Raw genomic sequence first — 21,561 nt, 5'->3', positions numbered from 1 at the left:
TAATACCCAATCAAGAAAGCTGCCTCAACGGGCAGCTTTTTTTGTTTGGAGTCTTTTAGCCCAATAAATTCTTCAGAGCCTGATTGAGTTGGGTAAATTTAAAGTCATAAACCGATTCAATCTTAGCGCCGGAAACCTTTTGACTTTCTAAAACAATAGCCGCCATCTCCCCCAGCAACAACTTTAATGCAAAAGCAGGAACTTTAGGGACTATTAAGGGCTTATTTAAAATCTGAGCTGCCTCGCGGGTAAGGGTTTCATTGGTAACCGGATGTGGAGCTACTGCATTGTAGACACCTTCCAGCTTATTCTCAATTAGGGTTTTAAAGATACCCGCAAGATCTGCCACGTGAATCCAGGATTGCCATTGCTTCCCATCTCCCAGGGGCGCTCCTACATACATTTTTATAGGTTTGATCAACTGTTCAAGCGCTCCGCCCTTTTCGGCAAGAACAACACCTACCCGTACTTTTGCAACCCGAATTCCTAAACTTTTAAAATGGTCTGCCGAAGCTTCCCATTCCTCCACAACCTTTCCTAAGAAACCCGGATTGTATTCAGGATAAGACTCAGTGTAAATTTCGGTCCTGGAAGAAGGATAGGCCCCAATTGCACTTGCAGAAATAAAATGGCTGACCTGGTTTTCATGTGTTTTTAAGGTTTCCAGCAGCATCGCAGCAGTTTCGGTACGGCTGTTAAGAATAGTTTTTTTATAATCGTCTGTCCAGCGCTCTGCAATGCTTGCTCCTGCCAGATGAACTATTGTGGTCACGCCCTCCAGACAGGCAGGATCTATTTCACGGGTTCGGGTGTTCCAATAAAACCCCTTGTAATTGGGTTGATTTTCAATTTTATCCTTACTGGTAGTCAGGTAATGCACAGTATGCTTTGCCTGATGGAGCTGCTGTGTCAGATGCTGTCCTATGAGTCCGGTGGCACCGGTGATTAAAATGTTCATGAAGTAATTTTTCTCTAAGTTAGCATTAAGCGCAGGTCTTACTAACATTTTTTAAATAGCTTTAACAGCCTTTAAAAGTTATATTTATGAAGTACGGCTTTGCTAAAAAAGAGATTGACTTAACTTGCAACGCAATAACAGATTCACGTATCGTATGAAAAATCTGCTGCTGGCTATTCTTTCCGGATTAGTACTTGCCCTGGGCTGGCCCACCTACGGCTTTCCCGGACTTTTGTTTTTTGGGTTTGTCCCCTTACTCTGGGCTACCGAAAGGCTGCTGCAATCAGAATCATCCCGCCCGGTATTAAAAATATTTGGGCTGGCCTATTTGTCTTTTTTTATCTTCAATATCATCACAACCTGGTGGCTCTACAATTCAACGCCTTTTGGAATGTGGTTTGCCGTGCTGGCAAACGCCCTGCTGATGACTGCTGTATGGCTGTTGTATGTACGTGTTCGCAAGCGATTTGCACGCCATCTAAGTCTTGTCTTTCTCGCTGCAACCTGGATGCTTTTTGAGTTTATGCATCTTAACTGGGAATTTGCGTGGCCCTGGTTAAATCTGGGAAATGGTTTTGCCGACTATACCCGTTGGATTCAATGGTACGAATACACGGGAACTTTTGGGGGAACGCTTTGGGTCTGGGTTGTAAATGCCTTTTTATTTAGTGCAGGTTTTCATTTTGCTGAAACGCATAACCGAAAAAAATTCTTCAACAAACTCGTACTTGCCACCTTATTAATTTTGATCCCCATCGGGATAGGGCAGGCTATGTTTTATACCTATACCGAAGCAGATAATCCTGTAGAGATCGTCCTGCTTCAGCCCAACATTGATCCCTATACCGAAAAGTATAACACCACAAACGAGCGCATTGCTGATCTGCTGTTTAGCATCGCAGACACAACACTTACTCAAAATACCGATTTTTTAATTGCTCCCGAGACGGTGCTGGCCGAAGGCGCAGGAGTAAACCTTCGGGATTTTGAATACAGCCCGGAGCGATCCCGGGCTTCTGAATACCTGTCTCAATATCCAAACCTCAACTATCTGGCGGGTATTCAATTTTTCAGACTGTATGAAAACGAAAAAGACATTTTGCCCACAACCAACTTTATGGGCTATAACCGAATCGGAAATCCCATCTATGCAGATTTTTTCAATTCGGCTTTTATGCTGAATCGCTTAGATTCCACACAAATTTATCATAAGAGTAAGCTGGTAGTAGGCGTTGAGAACTTTCCGTACCAAAGCATTTTAAAGCCCCTTCTTGGCGATGTAATGATCGATCTGGGCGGAACGGTATCTATGAAAACCACTCAGGAAAACCGGGGTGTTTTCAAGGGTGCAGAGGGGCTTCAGGTGGGACCGGTGATTTGTTACGAGTCGGTTTTTGGCGAATTTGTAACAGGCTATGTAGCGGAAGGTGCTCAGTTTTTAGCCATTATCACAAACGATGCCTGGTGGGGTAATACTCAGGGTCACAAACAGCATTTGAATTATGCCCGTCTGCGGGCCATCGAAACCCGGCGTAGTATCGCGCGAAGCGCAAACACCGGGATTTCTGCCTTTATTGACCAGAAAGGAACAATTACCAAAACACAGGGTTACGAGTTGCAGGGAAGCTTAAAAGGAACGCTTAATGCTAATAACGGCCTGACCTTTTACGTGCGTTATGGCGATTATCTGGCTCGCGGGGCGGGGCTTATTGCAGTGGTTCTGTTGATCTGGTCGTTTTTTAAAAAACCCCAAAAACCACTTACTGACCGCGGTAATAAATAACCGTACTAATGGTTTTGAGCAGAATATTCAGGTCCAGAAAGAACGACCGGTGCTTGATGTAGTAAAGGTCGTACTGTAATTTTTCGAGCGTATCATCTACAGACTCTGCATAACGCCCGCGCACCTGGGCCCAACCGGTTAATCCCGGCTTAACCACATGGCGTATTTCGTAGAATGGAATTTCCGCAGAAAGCTTTTTCACAAAAATGGGACGTTCGGGTCTGGGGCCAATAAGACTCATTTCGCCTTTAAGAATATTGATGCACTGAGGGATTTCGTCCAGACGGGTATTCCGTAAAAATTTCCCGAAAGGTGTAATGCGCTTATCTTCTTTTGAGGCCCACTGCGCCCCGGCATCTTCGGCATTGACAACCATGGTTCGAAATTTAATAATTTCGAAAACCTTTCCATTCATCCCCACGCGCTTCTGACGGTATAATAAAGGACCGCGATTGCCCAAAACATTTCCAATTAAAATAAGCGGAAGTAAAAGAATGGTCAATGAAAGCACCAGTATTGCGAAGATCGCGTTGAAAAAACTACTGATAAAAAGATAAAAACGATTTTTATTACTTCGGCTAAACGGGAAGTATTTGTAGAAATCCCGTTCTACGTGCTGTACCGGTACACGATGCGTGATCTCTTCGTAAACCTGTGTGTACTCGCGTATGGGAAAACCCTCCTCAAGCAGTTTGATCAATTGGTTATATAGCTCTACGCTCACGCCTTTAGAAGTACTGGAAACCACAATCTCAGAAACGGAATACCGTTTTATTGCCTTAACTAAATCCTTAACCTCGATTGGTTTTAACCTTCGGTCAAAATTTAAAGCCTTAATCTCATCGGTGTTTACAAAGCCAATTACCCTGTAATTGGGGTCTGCCTTGTGCAGGTTTTCTGCAATAAGGTTGATATCAAAGCTATTGCCCACTAAAACGATACGTTTATTAAAACGAGGTGCCGAAATCAGACTGATATACGCGTATCTCCAGATCAGCAAACCACCGATGATTGCCAGGAAGAAAATAACAATCTGCAGGCGGTTTTCAGGGAGAACCGGAGTAAAAAACGGGGTGAGAATAAAGAACAGAACGGTTGAACTTACTGCAAGAACACCATTCTTAAGGGTACTTTGAAATGAGGCTGCTTTTTGCAAATCATACAGTTCAAAAATTGCAGCAAAAACAAAATAGTAAAGAATAAGAAGTAAGGCCCAGGTCCACCGCGTGGCAGACAGGTTGAAGTAATCAAAGTTGAAAAATTTTGAAACCAGACCTAACGTAAGAAAGATGAAGAGTACATCAAACAAACGCAATAAGATCTTACGCTCTGAAATTTCAAAATGGATTTTAGGGATCCAATTCATTTAGGGGTGAGCTTTGCCGCAAATATAACTTATTTCAGGTCAAAAGCTTATGCCACATTGATTTTACATGTTGCCAGCTGTATTCTTCAACCCGTTCCCGTGCATTAGAAATCATCTTTTCGACTAAAGAAGGCCTGGTCATAATTTGGATTACGGCCTCGTGTAGCTGCTCGAGCGAATCGTCATTGTATAAGAGTCCTGTTATCTCATCCTGAATCAAATAGGGAATACCCCCCACTTTTGTGGAAACAACCGGCAGGCCTAAAGCCATTGCCTCGATAACACTCACCGGGGTATTATCGTAATGGGTTGTATTTAAAAACAGGTTGTGGTCAGCTGAAAGGGATATCCATTGGGCTTTAGACAATTTTCCGGTAAATACAACCGGAAGCTTTTGCGCTAACACATAGCTTCGGCATCGCTCTAAACTCCCGTCTTTATCGGGCCCTACCATAGTTAGACCGGTCATCGGGTAATCTTTAAGCAATCTTTCGACCAGCTTTAGTGCCAACATCGGGTTATAAATTTCTGCAAACGAGCGTACCCAAAATAGATTGGGCGCAGTGTAGGGGCGTTTTCCCCTAAACGGATAATCTGCAAGATCAATGCTGTTTGGAATCACTTCGACATTGAAAAAACCCGCCTTCTCAAAAGCTTCCTTCAAATACCGGGAAGGGGCTATATTTTTATGACTCTGCCCAAATAGGAAACGGGCAGATTTAGGGCTTTTGGAAAGGCGTTTGGGTAAATCGCCCCCGTGCAAAATGGGAATGTATTTCAGATCAACCAGATTACATAATCGTGCTGCAGTGTACGCAAACCAGAAATACTGCGTGCTGTAGGTGTCTAAAAGCACATAATCTACCTGCTTACGATAGGTTAAGATCATTTGTACCATCTGGGCAAAGCGCAGGAGCTTAGACTTTTTTGTCCCGGCATAAAACAAGTCGTATCCCTCCTGCTCCAGCAGCGGTCCCAGCGTGTCAATGTTTGTAGGGGTAAAACCCTTATGCGCTAATTTGTTTCCCAGGTAGAGTATTCTTCTTTTCATGTACAACATTTAGCAGGGAAAGTGCGTAGATAAAGGCTGGTGCAGCCACACGCATGGAAGAGTGATTTATGGTCAAAAACCAAAAACCTAAAAACGAATAAAACAGGTAATTCTTTCGGTTACCAATACGGTAAAAAAGCGGTGTTACGATCAAAATAATTAACGCGATAAGTCCAAACACGCCGTGCTCAGACAACAACCTGCTGATTTCATTATGGGAAGCTGCAAGTATATCTAATTTTTCTTCGCGGTATTCTTTGGTTTTACCGACACCGATCCCCATTATAGGATTGTTAACAAAAAAGGTCAATTCGGAAGTTATAAGTTCCTGCCTGCCCGTAGAGAGATCCTCTTTAATACGACCCGCAGCATCTTTATTGGCATAGCGTAAATCAATGAGCCCCATTGTACGTGCAGAAGAGATCAGCCAGGTCATTGCGATTGCCCCGCCTATCACCATCAGGTAAAAAGAAATTGCGCCTTTTTTTCGTGCCGGGACCCCCTGGAAATAGATCACTATAAAAGCGATGCTTATTAATGCTGCAGTGAGCACCCCTCCCCGAGAAAAGGTTATAATTGCCCTGTAGGTTAAAAACATCAGCAAGCCCAAATTGAGAAAGAACAGGAGCTTATTCTTACTATTAACAAAAATTTGAACCACTAAGACAAACATGCCCAAACCCAAAGCAGTAGCTACCTGATTGGGCCCATAACCTCCGGACAATGCGAAATTTGACTGTGTGCCATTTAAAACTTCACGCGTGTCCGGAGTGTAAAAGAATAAATAAATTCCCAGGGAAAGTACCGGCATTAAGAGGCACCAGACCAGGTAATGCAATTGCATTTTTGAAATACGCCGATCGTAACAATACAAAGCTGCAATCCCAAGACAGAAAGGTCCGCTGAGATTATAAATTATCGCCTTGCGCACGTTGGTATCAAAATTAAGCGTTGAAGCTGCGTAAATGACTCCCGGAATCAGTAGCAACAAATACAACCAATACGGTGCGGATTTACGGGAGGTTCCGCTGAAAAACAGGCCTAACAGAATAAAACAAATAACCGAATACTTCCCGGCTTCCCAGGGGATGATGCTCCCCCCGGTCATTCTGAAAAACACCTCCCCAGCGGTCATATAGGCAGCAGCGAGAAGCGCCTGATTTTGTTTGTTCCCCGATTGAAAAACCCAGAGCACAAAAAAAACAATGGAGCCTAAAAAATAGAAAAGGCCTAAAAACCGAAACAAATAAATAGCAAAACCGATCCCGATGTGCAATGCCACGAGCTGCAGGTATAATTTGTTATGGTTTTTAAATAATTTCAACATATTTTGAAACGACCTCCTGAATCACTGCTTGTTCCCCGTATTCCAAAAGAATGCGATCTCTTAATTTTTTTGCGCTTTCCTGAATATGGGTTTTCTCCAAACGGGATTCTAGAATAGCCTGAACAAATGCCGCAGAATTGTTGGCAGGAACCAACTTCCCGAAATCCCCTAGTACTGCTCTGCACTGCCCGACATCTGTGGTGATTACCGGTATTCCTGCCTGGCCGTATTCGAGTAGGGCCAAAGGTAAGCCTTCCGAAACTGAAGATAGAACGCCTATATCAAAATGCGGTAAAATAGCAGACATTTTTAAGTAGGTCCCGTGATAAAAAACGCTTTTTGAGAAGGGCTCTGCTTCTATACGCTCAATAAGAGATTTTGCATATAGACTATCGGGTACAGATCCAAAAAGGTGTAAGGTGTAAGCCGTATCCTGTTCCAAAACCAGTTTAAAAGCATCTAAAAGCAGATGATGATTTTTTTGAGGCCTTAAATTAGCCACACAAACCATGCGTTTTCCCTTAGCTCCGGAAATCTTAAAGTCTGCATCAAAGGGTAAAGCTTCCGCTATAAAATTTTTAATGTAGAAGGTTTTTTTAACCTTCAGCCTTTCTATCGACCAGTTTTTGAGTTTTTCATTAACTGCAAAAATCCCGTCAATATACGACCACATCAGTTTTAACCCGGTTGCTTTTCGCGCTGCTAAAAACTCACTTTTGCCGTAGTGATCGTGCCAGATCAACTTAAGACCGGGAGTCATTATCTTAACTAAAACACCAATAAAAATACTGCTTCCATGCGCCTGAACTATTTCAATTCTATGCTTTTGAATAAAACGCTTCAGCCGTAATACAGCTAAAATATCCAATGTACGCATTCGCTCCAGATACAAATACTGTACTTCAGGATCGATCAGTGCCTTTAAATCACCTTCTTTCCGCGTGACACAAAGGGCGGAAACCGCTATACGTCTCTGCAGGGCATTCGCATAATTTACCGCCATACGTTCGGCGCCGCCAATTTCCAAACTATCTATAAGTTGCAGGATACGCACGCTAAAGCAGTTTTTTAATTTCAGCGTCAAAACGCTCTAAAGTATAGTTTCGAGACCAGGTTGCCGCTTCGGCAGCCATAGTTTTAAGCTTAGGTTTATCAAGTAAATGCTCCTGAACCTTTTGGGCATCGCTATCTAAATCAACCTGTAAAAGCACGCCACGCTTTCCGGAATCCAGCATCCAGGTCACACAGGAAACCGGAGTAGCGATAGGAATCACGCCCCACCACATCGCCTCGGCCACCACCTTGGGCCAGCCCTCACTTTTTGAAGGTAAAATCAAAAAGTGACTCTTGGTGTAGGCTTCTTTAAGGGCTTCTGAAGGCTGATTTCCGTGTAAAAACAATTGGCGCTCGACGTTAAGTTCCTTAGCGACTTTATTCAACTTTTCGCGTTCCGGCCCTTCCCCATATACATGCAATTCTGAAGGAAATCCACGTTCGATTAGTTCGGCTACCAATGCTAAAGCGTACACGGGTTGCTTGCCGGGCGAAAGGCTTCCTACAAAAAGGAAACGTAGGGGTAAATCGTACTTGCGTTTGGGAATTTCGGCTTTGTCTTTTTCACTGTAAGAGGCTGTAAAAAAGGCTTTGACATTGGGTGTCTGATTCGGCCATTCCCCATAAACCAGCACCTGCATATTTTTGGTCAAATAGGTATTACTCAATATCCATTTCTGAAAGCGGTAACTCCTTGGCTGCCTTGCACCGGGTTTCCAGTTGCCGGCGTATTTTGCTGTTTTGGGTTTATGCGGAAAGAAAATCTGAACCAATGCCCCCAGCAAACCCATATTACCCGGACAACGCAAATGGATGTGATCTGCCTCCTGCATGGTTTTATAAATAACTTTTAGAATTGACGGAAGCAGGATTAAAGTCTTCAACATGGATTGTAATCCGAGCACATCAAAATCAGGAACCCGCCTAAGATCGAGCTGCTTCGCAAGATATGGCAAATCAATAGCCCCCGGCTTTTCTGAACTGAATGTACCCACAACCAGAACCTCATCTACGTGCTGAAACCACAGATTCATCTCCCGTACGTAAGGAGCGTAGGAATAGTAATCCCCGTTTTCCCTGAAATGCTTAATATGGGTAATTACAGCAAATTTCACCGATGTTGGGGCTTGTTAAACAGTAAACTCCACCAACCCACGACCCTGCCGGTTGCTTCGTTAAACGCTCCCTTTTTGTCGGAAGCTGGAAGGAAATAAGTACATGAAACTGACAAAAGTTTTATAATAAGTTCAAATTACTATCTTCTATAATTTTTAAAATTCTGGAGAAATAATTATGGGGACTTATGTACTCCTGTGCCCACTTTAAATTATTTTTCCCTTGCCACTGATAGTTATTATCAATCAATAATTCTTCTATCATCTCTGGTATCTCCTGTGCTGCCGACCTATTACTTAGCTCTTTATAATTTCTATTTTTCTCAAAATCATTAACGCATATGTCCAGAGGTGTTGTTACCACTGCCATTCCATTTAATAAATATTCACCTATCTTCCAACCTGGAGAATCTTTCAGCCCTGCATCTGCAACCCCTATATCAAAGCTTTTTAGGCTTTTCAGATATGTTTTTTTCTTAGATAAATACTCATCCAATAGTAAATCTGGAGCTTCTCTTTTAGAAAAATCGTCAGAAAATAAACCTACCCTTGCGCGCTTGAAGTTTGATTTGATGATCCGACAGGCCTCGATTCTAAATTGGTTTTGAATCTCTCTTCGATTTTTTTCTTCGTAATCTGCGTTATTGTCGGGATTCCAAAGCCTAGTACAAAAAATAATGCTTCCATTATTATCCGAAACTTGATTTGGAAATTTTCGGATATCAAATATATGATGACTTGAGTTTGTCAACCAGCTAAAGCGATCAAGTGCGCGGACACATTCATTCCTATTAGATTTAGCCATCAAAAATTCCAACTTTAGTTTTGATAACAACAAGAATGGTTTGTAGGAAATAGGTACATTAAAATTTAGAGGAAAAATTTTTGAACCTTGATCAGATTTCCTCAAAGACCGTTTAAAGTAAATGTCATACGCACTTCGGTCAGCAATAAAAACGGGACTGTCTGAATAATCAAAAAATATAGAAAGGCTATCAATCTCAAGCAATGCGCCGTTGTGTGCTAGTGCAGGTTCATACTCAATATTGGTTTTAAGCCTATTTTTTTCGCAATGGCATAAATAGGAATATAGCAAATGATTAAGATGATGTGTCCAGGTTGCTAATTTAAGCTTCATTCATTTATTATTTTTATCCTAAAAAGGTTCAAAACTAGTGTTGTTCAAAAGAAAATATGAGGTTTTCATTATTCTTACTCATTTCGATGTTCATATCATTTTAATGAAGTAAGCAATGATTTTGATGATCCGGAATTGATACTATTGTGGAGTTCAATCACGAGAACTTTAACTAGTGGAAGCCAACTTTGAAAATTTTCTGCAAATACTTGCTTTTCGGAACCCACAAATAATTTTCAATCTATCTAGGTTGCAACGAGTATCTCTAACTATTTTACTTTGTATTTAAAAGTCAGTAATTAAATTGCTTTGGCAAGGGCTTATTAACAATTAAAGATAAAAGTCCGGAAAGCCGCCCCATTACTTCTTGAAAGGCACTCATCTTCTCCCTAGTTGTAAAAATATTAACAAATCTAATTGCCGTTAATAAGACTGTAATCTGATACCATTTTAACTTATCCCTTATTGTTGGCTCAGAATTCTTGACTCGCCAGACATACCAGCCATTGCGTACTACCATCTTTCCATACTTAACCATATTTGGTCTGCCTGATGCGTCGTGGTGGTGTTCCAACTGCGCAGCGGTGTTTATATAAAGGTTTCCTAATTTGGAAAGCCGTAGACTAAAATCTGCATCTTCATATAAACCATAGCCTTCAAAGTACTCAGAAAATTTATGTTCTTTTAGCACGCGGAGTGGGAAACTGGAAACACCACCCATTAGCGTTTCCGTTTGATATATTTTTCCTGATGGTGGTAAAAAAGCAATTGACCTCCCATGTCCAAAATCCGGATAATAGCCAGGAGGTTCTTTCTGAACCAGGCCTAATTTACGCCTTAGTTTAAATCTGGAACTTTCTTTACGGCAATACCCATCGTAGTAAAAGTTGCCAGGATTGTCAGGCTTATCTCTGTTTGCTCTTCTCCACTTTACTTCGTTTGTGATATATCCACCCACACCCATAGCATCAGGATGTATGCTATAAGTCTTTATCAGCTCTTCAAAATAGTTCTCTAAAAGTACGGTATCATCATCCAAAAATGCGACAATGTCAACAGTATCATTCACACGTTCAATACCGTAATTACGTTGTCGCGTCAAACCCCGGTCTGCCGATTCTACTTTGTAGTATTCCAGATTTTTAAACTCGCTTTTACTAAATTGTAATTTTGTTTTATCATCGATGCTTCCGTCAATGATTAGAATTTGATCAGGATATTTAATCTGCTTTTTCACCGAATTCAAAAGAGTACTTAAAGCATCAAGCCTCTGGTAGGTACAGATGATCAAACAGATTTTCATTTGTTCATTTTTAATTCGTTATAGATGGCTTCAAAAAACGAATGCCTCACTAAATAACTGGTAAACAAATCTCGATTGTTTTTTTGCAGATCGATAAAGGATTTTGAATTTAACGAATGATGAAAACTCAATATTTGCTCAACGATATTCTTTTTGGGATCGACACGGCAAATGGTGTTGTCCCAATCTATTATATTCTCGAGTGGTAAAACTACGTCAGTATCAATTAAAATGGGTATACGACCACAAGCCAAAGACTCATAAAATCGCACTGAAAAGTTACCTGATCCCCGCATGCAAAAAGTATAAGCAGACCCAACTAAGTTTGAAAAAAACTCTTGCGTACTCTTTTGACGTTGTGAAATTGTTACTGCGCCATCCCGATACTTCCCCCTGTATATAAAGTCAGTCTCGATACTTGTAGAATACTCCAAACACTTGAGTGCCCTATACCTTTTCGCAGGTGCGACGAAATAGGACTGAAGATCACTATCATCCTTTTGTAAAGCTCTTTTTAGATTTGCTTTAAAGGTTGCTGCAATAAAACGCGCATTGATAAAAAAATCACTACTTGCAAAACCTGTAAACGCTATGTTGGGCTTTTCTTTGAAGTTCAGATACTTTAATTGTGCCTGTTGGTGTTGTATTGGATCATTAATAAAGCTTGGGATAATTATGGTGTTCTCTGCATTTTTAGATCGGGTACCAGCTAATCGCCAGGTAATTATATTTGAGTCCCGTATCGTTTTACCATAATCACCCCCTGTATAAACCCACATTTTCTTTTGATTTTCAATTGCCAGGCTGTGCATTATTTTTAAATGCTCCTTATATCTGGGAGCCGGCTTTGAAAGTATATCAAGTGGAAAAACCAAAAAATCTGCTGCCTCTACGCGATCAACTAATTGGTAGCTATTCAACGTTCTTTGATCAACATGCTCAAAATAATGCAGATCAAAAATTATTGGATGAACATACGTTCTGTTTTCTGGAATTAATAATTCCTTAAACGTATAGAGCGAAATCATAGTTTAACTTTTTAGTTTTTTGATAGATTATCGATCCATACTTTTTAACCCATTCGAAAGAATTACATATTGTTCCAATAAATTCCGCTGCTATTTTTCGACAAGCTCCCCACTTTCTAGTTCTTGATTCAGCTCTATTAAAAATGAGTTTTTGAAAAAACGATCCTAATCCCTAATGATCAGCCAACTGTTTAGCGTAGTATTTACTAGACTCCCATTGCTTCTTGAATTTCCTATAAAAGCTCCAGGGATTTATGAATTTAGAACGTCGAAACATTTTGATAGCAAGTACTATCTTATAACCCAATAGTTGTTGGTATGAGTAACATTTAAGCCTGAAATACATAACCTGAGGTGAAGGTTTAGGCTGTACGGGGTCATCGTGCCAGGGAAATCTAAACTTACTCCTAAAACCGCCAGTTGGGGCCTTTAAATGTCTTACCTGAATCTCAGGAGCATAGATTATGTCATAACCTTCATTTCTGATCTGCATACCATAATCAGCATCCTCCCCATAGCCATGCTCTAATGCAAGATCAAATTTGCACTGATTCAAAATATCCCTATGAACAATTGAACTACCAGAGCCAAAATATGCCCATTGAAAATAACCTTTTTGATTTTCTATATCCTCTTTCTGAAGATAAGCAAGATTCAATGCTTTACTGCATGTAACTCGTAATGCGTTGGCAACCTGATACATTAGATCTTCGGGAAACCTATTATCATCATCAAAAAGCAATATCCAATCTGCTTTAGTAAGGCTCAAAGCAATATTGCGAGCATTGCAGGCTCCTGTTTGATATATAAACTCATGGATTATCTCAAATGGCCAAAACTCATCTTTTAAATAGTGTAATTGAGAAGTAGCTGATGATTCTGCATTTTGTTCTACTATAATAACGCTTGATGGCAAAATAGTTTGCTTACAAAAATCTTTAAGTACGTCATATAGATAATGAGGCCTGCCGAGGGTGGGGATAATCACATCATAATCTAATTTTTCTTCTTTCTGTATAATGGGATCAGTGAGTATAGCCTGTTCGATATGCACGCTCCTTTTTGTAAAGAATTGCGCTTTTACAAAAGCGAAAAAAGGAAACTTTTTTTCATAAATCAAATGACAAAAAAGTAAAAAGAAGGTCCACCGCCTTTTATAGTGTTGCTTTACAAATCGGTAAAGATCAAAGTCTGATAATTGTTCATCCTGGTGTAATACTGGCAATTGGTAACAAAAGACCCCCTTAGGTTGTGCCAATTTACCAATAGAATTCACCCAATAGAGCAGATTTCGACTTGCTGAAATTTGAGCGGAAACCTCTTTAACAACTGAGGAATGAATATAAAATGCATTAGTCCCTTTTATCCACGTTGGATACTTAACCGTATTTGAACTATTTATAAAAGGACTGTCTTCTATGTAACCTATACCAGAATTAAACGAATTGAAATTAGAAATGAATGCTCTTTTAGAAGGATTCTTTCCTACACTCTCAATAAATACATCAGCATCAACATCAGACTTAATAACCAAAATAGGTTCTTCAGGATTTTGTAATGCCCAATCATACAGAGCTTCAACAACATACATCCCTTTAAAAGGACCTTCAGTAACCAATTCGTTTTTATGCTTTAGAATGGTCATGAATTAAGAAGTTTTGAATAAAAATCAATGTTCCGCTGCACAAGATTTTCAATATTAAAATTGCTCTCGACCTTTAATCTTGCTTTTTCTCCTAAATCCTTCAACAAGCCTTGATTTAAGAATATTCCCTCAATAGAATTACATTGTCCTTCTATATCATCCGGATGATGTAAAAACCCATCTTCTCCATCTGTTATCAAATCCTGAGCCCAGCCCATATTTGTGTTTACAACGGCTTTTCTAAGAGCCATGGCTTCCAGGGTTACCATACCCAGAGTCTCAGCCAGGGAAGGAAATACACAAACGTGTGCCTTCTTAATTTCCACTTGGACTTTATCATATGAAACTTTGCCTAAATAAATAACGTTTTGCAATGCAGTTTCTGTAAACGCCTTTTGCATAAGTAACCAGGTAGATGGACAATTGGTATAAACATCTGGAGCATCATTACCTATAAGTGTCAGGGTCGCCTTCGGAAATTTCTCGTGAATGCAGTTGAAAATTTTTGCGAGCTGAAAAACCCCTTTTTTTCTAATAAGTGTCCCAATGTTAACTATATTAAATGATAGGTAATCAAGTGGATCTTCATTTATAAAATTTTCTAATTGTAAACCGTATGGTATTATCGCTATCTTATTGGATTTAAGACCGAATAATTCTGCACTCGTATATCCGGCAAACGTAGTAGGAGCGATATAGACATTTGACTTTTTAACTGCCTGTTTTTCAAAAAACCGGTTTTTCCATTTTTGTCGTCTTCGTTCTATATGACAGAAGTAGGTGTCACTACCGTGAAAGCGCATCACCACGGGTATTTTAAATTTCATAAAAGCCGAAATACCTGTCCAGTCTGGGACTTCCAAAACATCAATCTGTTCTTTTTCAATGAAACTATTCAATTGAACATTGAGGTGTTTACGATAAAAGTAAAATCCCCCAAAAGGGTATTTTACTTTCTTAAGCAGATAAAAATTGATTCCCCCTTCTTCAAAAAAATCGTCTTTGGCCTGTCCATAAACAAACACACTTACTTTTACATCTTGCGTTACCAATTCAGAAACCAGATTTTTAATACTGGTTCCCATTCCTCCACTATTCCCCGTGCGTTCGTGAGGATATTCCGGAGTAAAATATGCGATGTGCATTAATTCAATATTTTATTAATTTCCTGCCAAATACGTTCGCTCGCTTTTTCTGGTGATTCTGGTTTATTGACAAAACCATACCATTGCCGGGTTATTGGCACAGGATTTAGCTCTCCATCCAGCAACCCCTTAATCCCCTTATAAATGTCAGATTTATCATAGGCCCAGATTACACTTTTCTCACGGTCTGGCATGGATCTAAAGTGTACGTATTCATAGTTCTGCCCTATGTCTCGTATTCCCCTTCTAAGCTGCGGCTGCTCATAATTAGGGTATATTGTTGGTTTGTCGTGTATCACAAAATCAAAGACCATACTCGAGCAGATATTCACCACCAGCTCACTATGATAACAGGTATTGACCAGTCTGGCAAAATCAGCTTTTGTGGGCATCACCTCATTCCATCCCTTGCCCATAGATTGCCAAAGGGGTGCAATAGGCGTGATCACATCCTTATAATACTTCAGGACCTCATCATAACGCCCCGTAAAATCTACAGGTACCTGACGGTAAATAATACCGATATCAAGACCTTCTTCTTTAAGTTTTCTTACGGCAACAGCAGTGTCCTCCAGATAGTATTGATCAAGCGGTGAAGTGGTCTGGTCATCGCCGGAAAAACAGATATATTTGGTAGCTACATTAAGGCCGTGTTCTTCACAGAATTGCTTTCGCGAAAGCAAGATATCGGTATCATAGTGCGGTTCAAATTGCGGCGTCCCGGTTACAAAGATTTGGTCTGGTTTCGTTTTTGGGTAGTATTCCAAAAGCTGCCGTTTCATCAACTCTGACCAGACGAAGTAATAATCAGTCTCAATGGTTGACATTCCTTTCGGCAGATTGTCCCAACTATAGATCCAGCAGGCAGTTTTAATTCCCAGATCCTGCGCCGCCAAAATGGGCGCAATGGCCTGTGTAGCGCGTTGCGTGGTGCAAAAAACCAAATTGGGTTGATGCTCTATCAACTGCTTCCTGACTTCCTGATATCGAGAAGTCGAACGCTCTGCCGCATACATTTGATCCATTAGCTGTTGCCAGCCCTTTTGAGTGGCACTGAATCTTTCGTGATAGGTAACAAAAGTGCTTTTTAAGAAGTGCTTAATTGAATTCCATTTTAAAGGAAATCGATAGGTATTATAAACCAGGTCGTTGGTTCGCTTTCGCGAAAGTGCCAGCTCAACCCTTTTACGCGCGTGGCTTAAGACCGGTGTTTGGGGATGGATTCTGGTACTTTGAATTTTCAGTTCCTGAAAGCCCAACGTTTCTTTTATGGGAAAAACCGTGTTGTTCCAGTATGTGATATCAAAATCCAATTTATCACCAATTTCTTTAAAACCTGTAAATGCAAAATTGCGCAAGCCAACGCCATCAGGGAATAGAATAAAGACCTTTTTACCCATCAAACTATACTTTGCGATACTTCAATTTGTCGCGCTGCACTTGTTCAACAGGCAATATATCGGTGTTTTTGTGTGTCAACGCCTGATATACCGCACGCAGGTCACGGGCTAATTTTCGCATACCTGCAGGTTCCAAAGAGGCACTGTGATCAGTACCCTTCCACGTACGGTCTAAGGTGTAGTGCCGCTCAACAATATGTGCGCCAAGTGCATAGGCTGCCACGTCAACCGCAATTCCTAAATGATGACCAGAAAAGCCTACGGACTTGATTCTGCTGCCATATTCATTAATCAAAGTTGAAATATCCAGCAAACAAACATCCTGAAAAGGCACCGGATATCCCGAAGTGCAATTGTAAAGCACCAGATCTTTTGCCCTATTATGAGCTTCAAAGAACTCAACTAATTTTTTGATTTCCCCTCGTGTAGTCATACCTGTCGAGGCATGGATCTCACCTTTGTAGTTTTTACACAACCATTCGAGCATCTCAAAATGGTTATTACAGGCACTGGGTATCTTTATAAACTCAGGATCAAGACTGGCAATTTCCTGTGCACTGGTCAAATCCCAAACACTGGTTGAATACGTGACACCCATTTCCTCACAATAGGCCTTTAATTCGGCGTGTTGATCCAAATTAAATTCTAAAAACTCACGGTGTGCCCCATAAGTGTCTCCATAAGAATTTATAGGGTTGGGATGGGGTGCCTCATACTGCTCTTTAGTCAACAACTCTATATTATTTCTCTTTTGAAACTTAACGGCATCGACCTTACAAAAGATGGAGGCTACTTTAATCATTTCCTTAGCGATTTCCAGATCGCCTTTGTGATTGCCTCCTATTTCGGCAATAGTGTAAGGTGGTTGGTATTTACTCATATCTATTATTATATCTTAAAATAAATTCAGAGGCTTCTCTAATGGCTCCTGCGGCACTGTCACTGGCCAAAATTACATCTGCATTACGTTTAATTTCCTGAGTGGCATTAGCCGGCGCAAAGGACCATCCTGCAGCGCAAATATTTGCCAGGTCGTTGACATCATCCCCCACATAAGCGATCTGTGAAAATTCTAAATCGCGCTCAACTCCAATTCTGCAAAGCAGACTGTATTTATCCTTGACACCCAAAAACACATCCTTGATTTTGAGCTTTTTCATACGACTGGCTACGATCTGAGAATTTTCGGAAGTCATAACCATAACCTCTACCTTATTCTGGCGCAAAATTTCCAGGCCCATGCCGTCCCGCATATCAAACTTTTTGATCAGCTCTCCATCACTGCCATAATACACACAGCCATCAGTAAAAACTCCATCCACATCAAGTACCAAATGTGTAATACGACTGGATTTCTTTCCCCTTTTAAGTCTGGCTGCGAGTAATTCTTCGGCTACTAACCAATCTGTCATAGAATCAATCTCGGTTAGACTATCCTCCGGCATTGTAATGGTTGCAATTTTACCGCTGATACGGTTCCTGCTTTCCAACCAGGCTTTTCGGGTCGTGACATAACAGGCGCCATTTTCTATCAATTGCCCCTTAAAGTCCTGACGTCTAGGTCGGTTCATGTAATCGTAGTTATTTGAAGTTCCATTGGGATTCCAGGTAAATCGGTGCGTGTTTACAACTGCTAAGGCCGAATCGTATTCCGAATTATCTTTTATAGCATCGAGGCATCTATTGATGTCATTTGCAGTTGTAAATGGAGTCGTTGCCTGTAACAGGCAAAATACGGAAAAGTCAGGCTTTTCATTCTCTATAAACTCCTGAATGGCAAACTCGGTACTCGCAGTATCACTGGCGCTCGCTTCACTGCGTAATACTGCTTTTACCTTTTTCGTCCAATGATATTCCTTCTCAATAAAGGATATGATTTCTGTATCGTCTGTAAAAACTACAACCTGGTCTAATTGTGAAGCAATTGCCTCTCCTAAAACCCAACAAAAAAGCGGTCTACCTAAGAGCTTCTTTTTGTTCTTGCCGGGTATACCTTTGGAACCTTTGCGTAGTGGTATAAAACCTATTGATTTCATAAATGTAAGGTTATAAGTGAATTTAGAAAACTTAAAGGTGTCATAGTTATAATCTTCAAATATTGTTGCGCCGATGCTTACTAAGCATATCGAAAAGCCCATTAGCATTCATATCCAGTTTGCGAACAAATAACTTATCACTTTGTATAATATCCTCGAAATCTATCTCTTCCAAAACAGCAGGAAATCCTCCTCTACCGGATTGCCAATCCATATATCTAAGATCACTGTTAATTACCCTTTCACGGTATTTGGAATTCATGATCAGGGTCTGAAAATATATTTCTTCTGCACAAAATGTATGTTTAAATCGTCTTAGAAACCTGGGATTGCTTTTCGTGAATTGATTTACAAAACTTAAAGTCGTTCTAGAAAGCGACCAATAGGTATTTCCACCATATAACTGCCCCATGAAATCTGGAATCGCTCTTTTGACTCGGAGCTTTTTCTGCAATTTTAAGAATCGTTTGATCCACAAATTGGATTTTTTGTAATCAAACAGATCGTAAAAATTATAGTACTGTATCCGATCCATACCACCATTTTTCCAACCTATAGCAGGCATTGTAAATGAAGAAATATAATCCTTTTCTAGAGTGAAAAATTTATCAAAATAAGAATTGCTTTTAATAGGGAAATCCTGCCCTGTGATCAAATGAAAATACATATTGTCTTTATCATTTAAGGCCACCTGACTTAAATCCAGATATGCTTTTAAATGATTGAGACCGCCCCAATTCACAAGATGATGCTGGCTTAGATACTTGATTCTAACGTTATTCCTTAAAAGCTTTTTTTCGTAGTCCGTAATTGGACTCTTTTTGTCAATATGTATATATATGTTAAAACGACAGTCAAACTCATCGACTAATTTATCTAGTTGCTCAAAATCTTTATATGCTGTAATTAGTATGGCTTGTTTCAACAATAAATAGAATTAAGCTACAAGCATTCTTTTGATCTTCTTTTTAAGCTTAGCCCATTTGAGATGCATTAACAAATAATAAACCTTAAACTCAATGCCATCTAATTCTTTAACCAGATCAAACAATTCTGCATTTAATACATCTTCTCTTTTAGTTAGTATTAAATAAGCAATAAATTTATCTCGTTCTGATTCAAAAACTTTGGAATCAAAAACGTGATCAAATTCTTCATACTCATTGAGCAACTGTAAGGTCAACTGAGTTCGCATACATTTATGGCATTTAGAACAATTGATTAACCCGTTTTGCATCGCTGTCTCTGTATCTACACATACATCTAGGTGCATATGTGCCGTTTTCATTACTGATACCATCTTTGTTCGTTCTATCCTTCCCCATTTTGTTAGACTGGCGATTACCTTCAATCGATATGAACTTAAATGATGCACCATGAAGTTATTCAGATAAATAAAATCCAGAGGATGCTTACTTAGGTAATCATCATTTTGTCCCGAACTGTAATAATAGGTATTGATAAGTCCTGATAGTAAGTGCGCGCAGGAAATTTGTAAAAAAGCATGATTATCCTGAAATTTTGCCGAAGTAAAGTCACTTAAATTAGTATTTACAGTTAAAAGAGGTAATTGTAATTCATCTGCCGCTTTTTTCACATTGTTGTACCTGTGATTTCTTATTAACGCAGCTTGACTGTAAGAGCCTTTACCGTGTGACCCTGCATCGAAAAATGTTAAGTGAGTAAGCTCTGAGCGCATTTGATTAATTGTGGCAAAACTATCTACACCACACGACAATCCGGTCGCCACACCTGCACTGGAAACAGAGTTAACAGATTCATTTTTCAAAAATGAAATCTGCGGCAGTTGTGATATTTTATATACTTGCTGCATTACAGGGAATAATTCGTTTACGATTTCTTTGCGAAGCTTCTCATCAATTGATCCCTCAATGTATATGTCGCATTGCTTTTCAAAAGACAACGGCAATAAACCTATTAATAGAGTATTACTAATATCGATTTCTGACGTCATTTTCAAGGAAAAATTAGTCTCAAAATAAAGCGTTTTGAGCTTCCCATTGACATCTACAGTTGCACTAATACTCCCAGTACTATCTTGGTTATGTACACATATGTCACTGACCTTAATCATTGATAAGCATCAAAATTTTATACTATCATACGCTGCTCTCACTTGAGAACAAACAACATTATAATCTAGATTTAGTATGGCGAGATTTTGATTAACTTGGTAAGCGCTTTTCCGCATGACTTCATCACTCAATGCTCTTTTTATAAGTGCATTGATTTCGTGTGCATTCAACGGATCGTTAATTAACAGGCCATTTGATCCGTTATCGATGATTTCTTCTGTAACACCACCAGGATTGGATTGAATTGGAAAAGCCCCCATTACTATTGCTTCTAAAAGGGTATTTGGCATACCATCTGAAATGCTGTTCCCGATATAAATCATTGATTTTCCCATCAATTCTAATAATTCTTTTTGATTAATCATAGGTAAAAACCTCACCATAGGAAGTTTTTGCTTGAATTTTGAAATGAGAAGACTTTCGCTACCAAAAACAACTACATCAATTGAATCTGAAAATCTAACGTCATCCAGAGCTTCTAAAACAACTGAAGCCTTACCTAACTGATTATCATTCCCCTTAATTAATATTACCGAGCGTTTTTTTAAGGGTAGAATAAACTTTTTCATTTTTTGCAAATGATATCCACCCCCGCCTGGAAATATCCCCAATACTTTACCATAAAAAGAATGTTTTTTAGCGATATGCACATCTCGCTTACAATCACTAAAAAGATAATTTACTCTTTTTAAGACGCTATTTAAATCAGACTTGTAATTAGGCTTATTTTTTTTATTAAATAAGTCACTACCCCAACTAGAATAAATCCATTGGACGTGGTGGTACTTCATCATTACATCATAAATAGGAACACAAGAAAGATAAAGTGCAAAACTGTGCACCACATCGGGTTGAATTTGCAGCAATGCTTTTTCAAAAGCCTTTGCCACAGGAATGTCATACTTGCTTTCTAGCCGTTTATATAATTTAGGTAATTTTCTTTTGAGAAACGTTCTACCACGTCGTTTTAGAAACCCCTTTTTCCAACCCGTAATCTGCGACATCCAAGACAGTGATGGTGCGTATCCCTGATCCAAAATATCAAACCAAAACACTTCATGACCGCTATCCCTCAACTGGTCTGACCAGCGTTGGAAGTGTAGATTATTCATAGAGA

18 protein-coding genes are annotated in these 21,561 nt (G+C 39.8%); 1 reads left to right on the top strand and 17 read right to left on the bottom strand.

Annotation, left to right across the window (positions count from 1 at the left end; genetic code table 11):
• Window positions 1-55: 55 nt before the first annotated feature.
• Window positions 56-958 carry a TIGR01777 family oxidoreductase gene (locus ACSSS3_RS11145; RefSeq protein WP_442844683.1) on the bottom strand — a complete coding sequence of 301 codons (903 nt, stop codon included), beginning with the start codon at window positions 956-958 and terminating at the stop codon, window positions 56-58.
• A gap of 154 nt (window positions 959-1,112) precedes the next feature.
• Here ACSSS3_RS11145 and lnt point away from each other — a divergent pair, with 154 nt between their 5' ends.
• On the top strand, window positions 1,113-2,741 hold the full coding sequence (gene lnt, locus ACSSS3_RS11140; RefSeq protein ID WP_442844682.1) for an apolipoprotein N-acyltransferase: 1,629 nt from the start codon (window positions 1,113-1,115) through the stop codon (window positions 2,739-2,741).
• Here the strand turns inward: lnt and ACSSS3_RS11135 are convergent.
• The 16 genes from ACSSS3_RS11135 to ACSSS3_RS11060 form a co-directional block, all read right to left on the bottom strand.
• Window positions 2,719-4,107 (bottom strand): sugar transferase, encoded by a 1,389-nt coding sequence (locus tag ACSSS3_RS11135; protein ID WP_442844681.1) that lies wholly within the window; start codon window positions 4,105-4,107, stop codon window positions 2,719-2,721. The two genes, lnt and ACSSS3_RS11135, sit on opposite strands and share 23 nt — an antisense overlap.
• 34 nt (window positions 4,108-4,141) lie before the next feature.
• The gene (locus ACSSS3_RS11130; protein ID WP_442844680.1) at window positions 4,142-5,158 is read right to left on the bottom strand and encodes a glycosyltransferase family 4 protein; all 1,017 of its coding nucleotides are present in this window, start codon (window positions 5,156-5,158) and stop codon (window positions 4,142-4,144) included.
• On the bottom strand, window positions 5,115-6,485 hold the full coding sequence (locus ACSSS3_RS11125; protein WP_442844679.1) for an O-antigen ligase family protein: 1,371 nt from the start codon (window positions 6,483-6,485) through the stop codon (window positions 5,115-5,117). Before ACSSS3_RS11125 ends, ACSSS3_RS11130 begins: the two co-directional genes overlap by 44 nt.
• Window positions 6,469-7,539 (bottom strand): glycosyltransferase, encoded by a 1,071-nt coding sequence (locus tag ACSSS3_RS11120; RefSeq protein ID WP_442844678.1) that lies wholly within the window; start codon window positions 7,537-7,539, stop codon window positions 6,469-6,471. Before ACSSS3_RS11120 ends, ACSSS3_RS11125 begins: the two co-directional genes overlap by 17 nt.
• Window position 7,540: 1 nt before the next feature.
• The gene (locus ACSSS3_RS11115) at window positions 7,541-8,653 is read right to left on the bottom strand and encodes a glycosyltransferase family 4 protein (protein WP_442844677.1); all 1,113 of its coding nucleotides are present in this window, start codon (window positions 8,651-8,653) and stop codon (window positions 7,541-7,543) included.
• Between the two features lie 121 nt (window positions 8,654-8,774).
• Window positions 8,775-9,791 (bottom strand): hypothetical protein, encoded by a 1,017-nt coding sequence (locus ACSSS3_RS11110; RefSeq protein ID WP_442844676.1) that lies wholly within the window; start codon window positions 9,789-9,791, stop codon window positions 8,775-8,777.
• Window positions 9,792-10,083: 292 nt separating this feature from the next.
• The gene (locus tag ACSSS3_RS11105) at window positions 10,084-11,094 is read right to left on the bottom strand and encodes a glycosyltransferase family 2 protein (RefSeq protein ID WP_442844675.1); all 1,011 of its coding nucleotides are present in this window, start codon (window positions 11,092-11,094) and stop codon (window positions 10,084-10,086) included.
• Window positions 11,091-12,122 carry an exostosin domain-containing protein gene (locus tag ACSSS3_RS11100; RefSeq protein ID WP_442844674.1) on the bottom strand — a complete coding sequence of 344 codons (1,032 nt, stop codon included), beginning with the start codon at window positions 12,120-12,122 and terminating at the stop codon, window positions 11,091-11,093. Before ACSSS3_RS11100 ends, ACSSS3_RS11105 begins: the two co-directional genes overlap by 4 nt.
• 172 nt (window positions 12,123-12,294) lie before the next feature.
• The gene (locus tag ACSSS3_RS11095; RefSeq protein WP_442844673.1) at window positions 12,295-13,767 is read right to left on the bottom strand and encodes a glycosyltransferase family 2 protein; all 1,473 of its coding nucleotides are present in this window, start codon (window positions 13,765-13,767) and stop codon (window positions 12,295-12,297) included.
• A complete protein-coding gene (locus tag ACSSS3_RS11090; protein ID WP_442844672.1) occupies window positions 13,764-14,912 on the bottom strand; it encodes a glycosyltransferase family 4 protein in 1,149 nt (382 codons plus the stop codon). The genes ACSSS3_RS11095 and ACSSS3_RS11090 overlap by 4 nt, the downstream gene beginning before the upstream one ends.
• On the bottom strand, window positions 14,912-16,312 hold the full coding sequence (locus ACSSS3_RS11085; protein ID WP_442844671.1) for a UDP-glycosyltransferase: 1,401 nt from the start codon (window positions 16,310-16,312) through the stop codon (window positions 14,912-14,914). Before ACSSS3_RS11085 ends, ACSSS3_RS11090 begins: the two co-directional genes overlap by 1 nt.
• Window positions 16,313-16,316: 4 nt before the next feature.
• Complete coding sequence (locus ACSSS3_RS11080; protein ID WP_442844670.1) at window positions 16,317-17,192, bottom strand: N-acetylneuraminate synthase family protein; 876 nt, start codon at window positions 17,190-17,192, stop codon at window positions 16,317-16,319.
• Entirely contained in the window at window positions 17,185-18,348 is a 1,164-nt protein-coding gene (locus tag ACSSS3_RS11075; RefSeq protein WP_442844669.1) for a cytidylyltransferase domain-containing protein, read from the bottom strand. Before ACSSS3_RS11075 ends, ACSSS3_RS11080 begins: the two co-directional genes overlap by 8 nt.
• A gap of 55 nt (window positions 18,349-18,403) precedes the next feature.
• Window positions 18,404-19,273 carry a beta-1,6-N-acetylglucosaminyltransferase gene (locus ACSSS3_RS11070; protein WP_442844668.1) on the bottom strand — a complete coding sequence of 290 codons (870 nt, stop codon included), beginning with the start codon at window positions 19,271-19,273 and terminating at the stop codon, window positions 18,404-18,406.
• Window positions 19,274-19,285: 12 nt separating this feature from the next.
• Window positions 19,286-20,443, bottom strand: coding sequence for a hypothetical protein (locus tag ACSSS3_RS11065; RefSeq protein ID WP_442844667.1), 1,158 nt, complete (start codon window positions 20,441-20,443; stop codon window positions 19,286-19,288).
• A 9-nt stretch (window positions 20,444-20,452) separates the two neighbouring features.
• A complete protein-coding gene (locus ACSSS3_RS11060) occupies window positions 20,453-21,556 on the bottom strand; it encodes a glycosyltransferase (protein WP_442844666.1) in 1,104 nt (367 codons plus the stop codon).
• Window positions 21,557-21,561 lie beyond the last annotated feature (5 nt).

Origin of the sequence: Leeuwenhoekiella sp. H156, assembly GCF_052218455.1 — a bacterium.
Taxonomy (GTDB): domain Bacteria; phylum Bacteroidota; class Bacteroidia; order Flavobacteriales; family Flavobacteriaceae; genus Leeuwenhoekiella; species Leeuwenhoekiella parthenopeia.
This window is presented reverse-complemented; position numbering and strand designations above follow the sequence as displayed.

Coding starts and splice junctions, on each gene's coding strand:
- ACSSS3_RS11145 (WP_442844683.1), bottom strand. CDS start 958: ATGAACATTTTAATCACCGGTGCCACCGGACTCATAGGACAGCATCTG.
- lnt (WP_442844682.1), top strand. CDS start 1,113: ATGAAAAATCTGCTGCTGGCTATTCTTTCCGGATTAGTACTTGCCCTG.
- ACSSS3_RS11135 (WP_442844681.1), bottom strand. CDS start 4,107: ATGAATTGGATCCCTAAAATCCATTTTGAAATTTCAGAGCGTAAGATC.
- ACSSS3_RS11130 (WP_442844680.1), bottom strand. CDS start 5,158: ATGAAAAGAAGAATACTCTACCTGGGAAACAAATTAGCGCATAAGGGT.
- ACSSS3_RS11125 (WP_442844679.1), bottom strand. CDS start 6,485: ATGTTGAAATTATTTAAAAACCATAACAAATTATACCTGCAGCTCGTG.
- ACSSS3_RS11110 (WP_442844676.1), bottom strand. CDS start 9,791: ATGAAGCTTAAATTAGCAACCTGGACACATCATCTTAATCATTTGCTA.
- ACSSS3_RS11105 (WP_442844675.1), bottom strand. CDS start 11,094: ATGAAAATCTGTTTGATCATCTGTACCTACCAGAGGCTTGATGCTTTA.
- ACSSS3_RS11100 (WP_442844674.1), bottom strand. CDS start 12,122: ATGATTTCGCTCTATACGTTTAAGGAATTATTAATTCCAGAAAACAGA.
- ACSSS3_RS11095 (WP_442844673.1), bottom strand. CDS start 13,767: ATGACCATTCTAAAGCATAAAAACGAATTGGTTACTGAAGGTCCTTTT.
- ACSSS3_RS11090 (WP_442844672.1), bottom strand. CDS start 14,912: ATGCACATCGCATATTTTACTCCGGAATATCCTCACGAACGCACGGGG.
- ACSSS3_RS11085 (WP_442844671.1), bottom strand. CDS start 16,312: ATGGGTAAAAAGGTCTTTATTCTATTCCCTGATGGCGTTGGCTTGCGC.
- ACSSS3_RS11080 (WP_442844670.1), bottom strand. CDS start 17,192: ATGAGTAAATACCAACCACCTTACACTATTGCCGAAATAGGAGGCAAT.
- ACSSS3_RS11075 (WP_442844669.1), bottom strand. CDS start 18,348: ATGAAATCAATAGGTTTTATACCACTACGCAAAGGTTCCAAAGGTATA.
- ACSSS3_RS11065 (WP_442844667.1), bottom strand. CDS start 20,443: ATGATTAAGGTCAGTGACATATGTGTACATAACCAAGATAGTACTGGG.
- ACSSS3_RS11060 (WP_442844666.1), bottom strand. CDS start 21,556: ATGAATAATCTACACTTCCAACGCTGGTCAGACCAGTTGAGGGATAGC.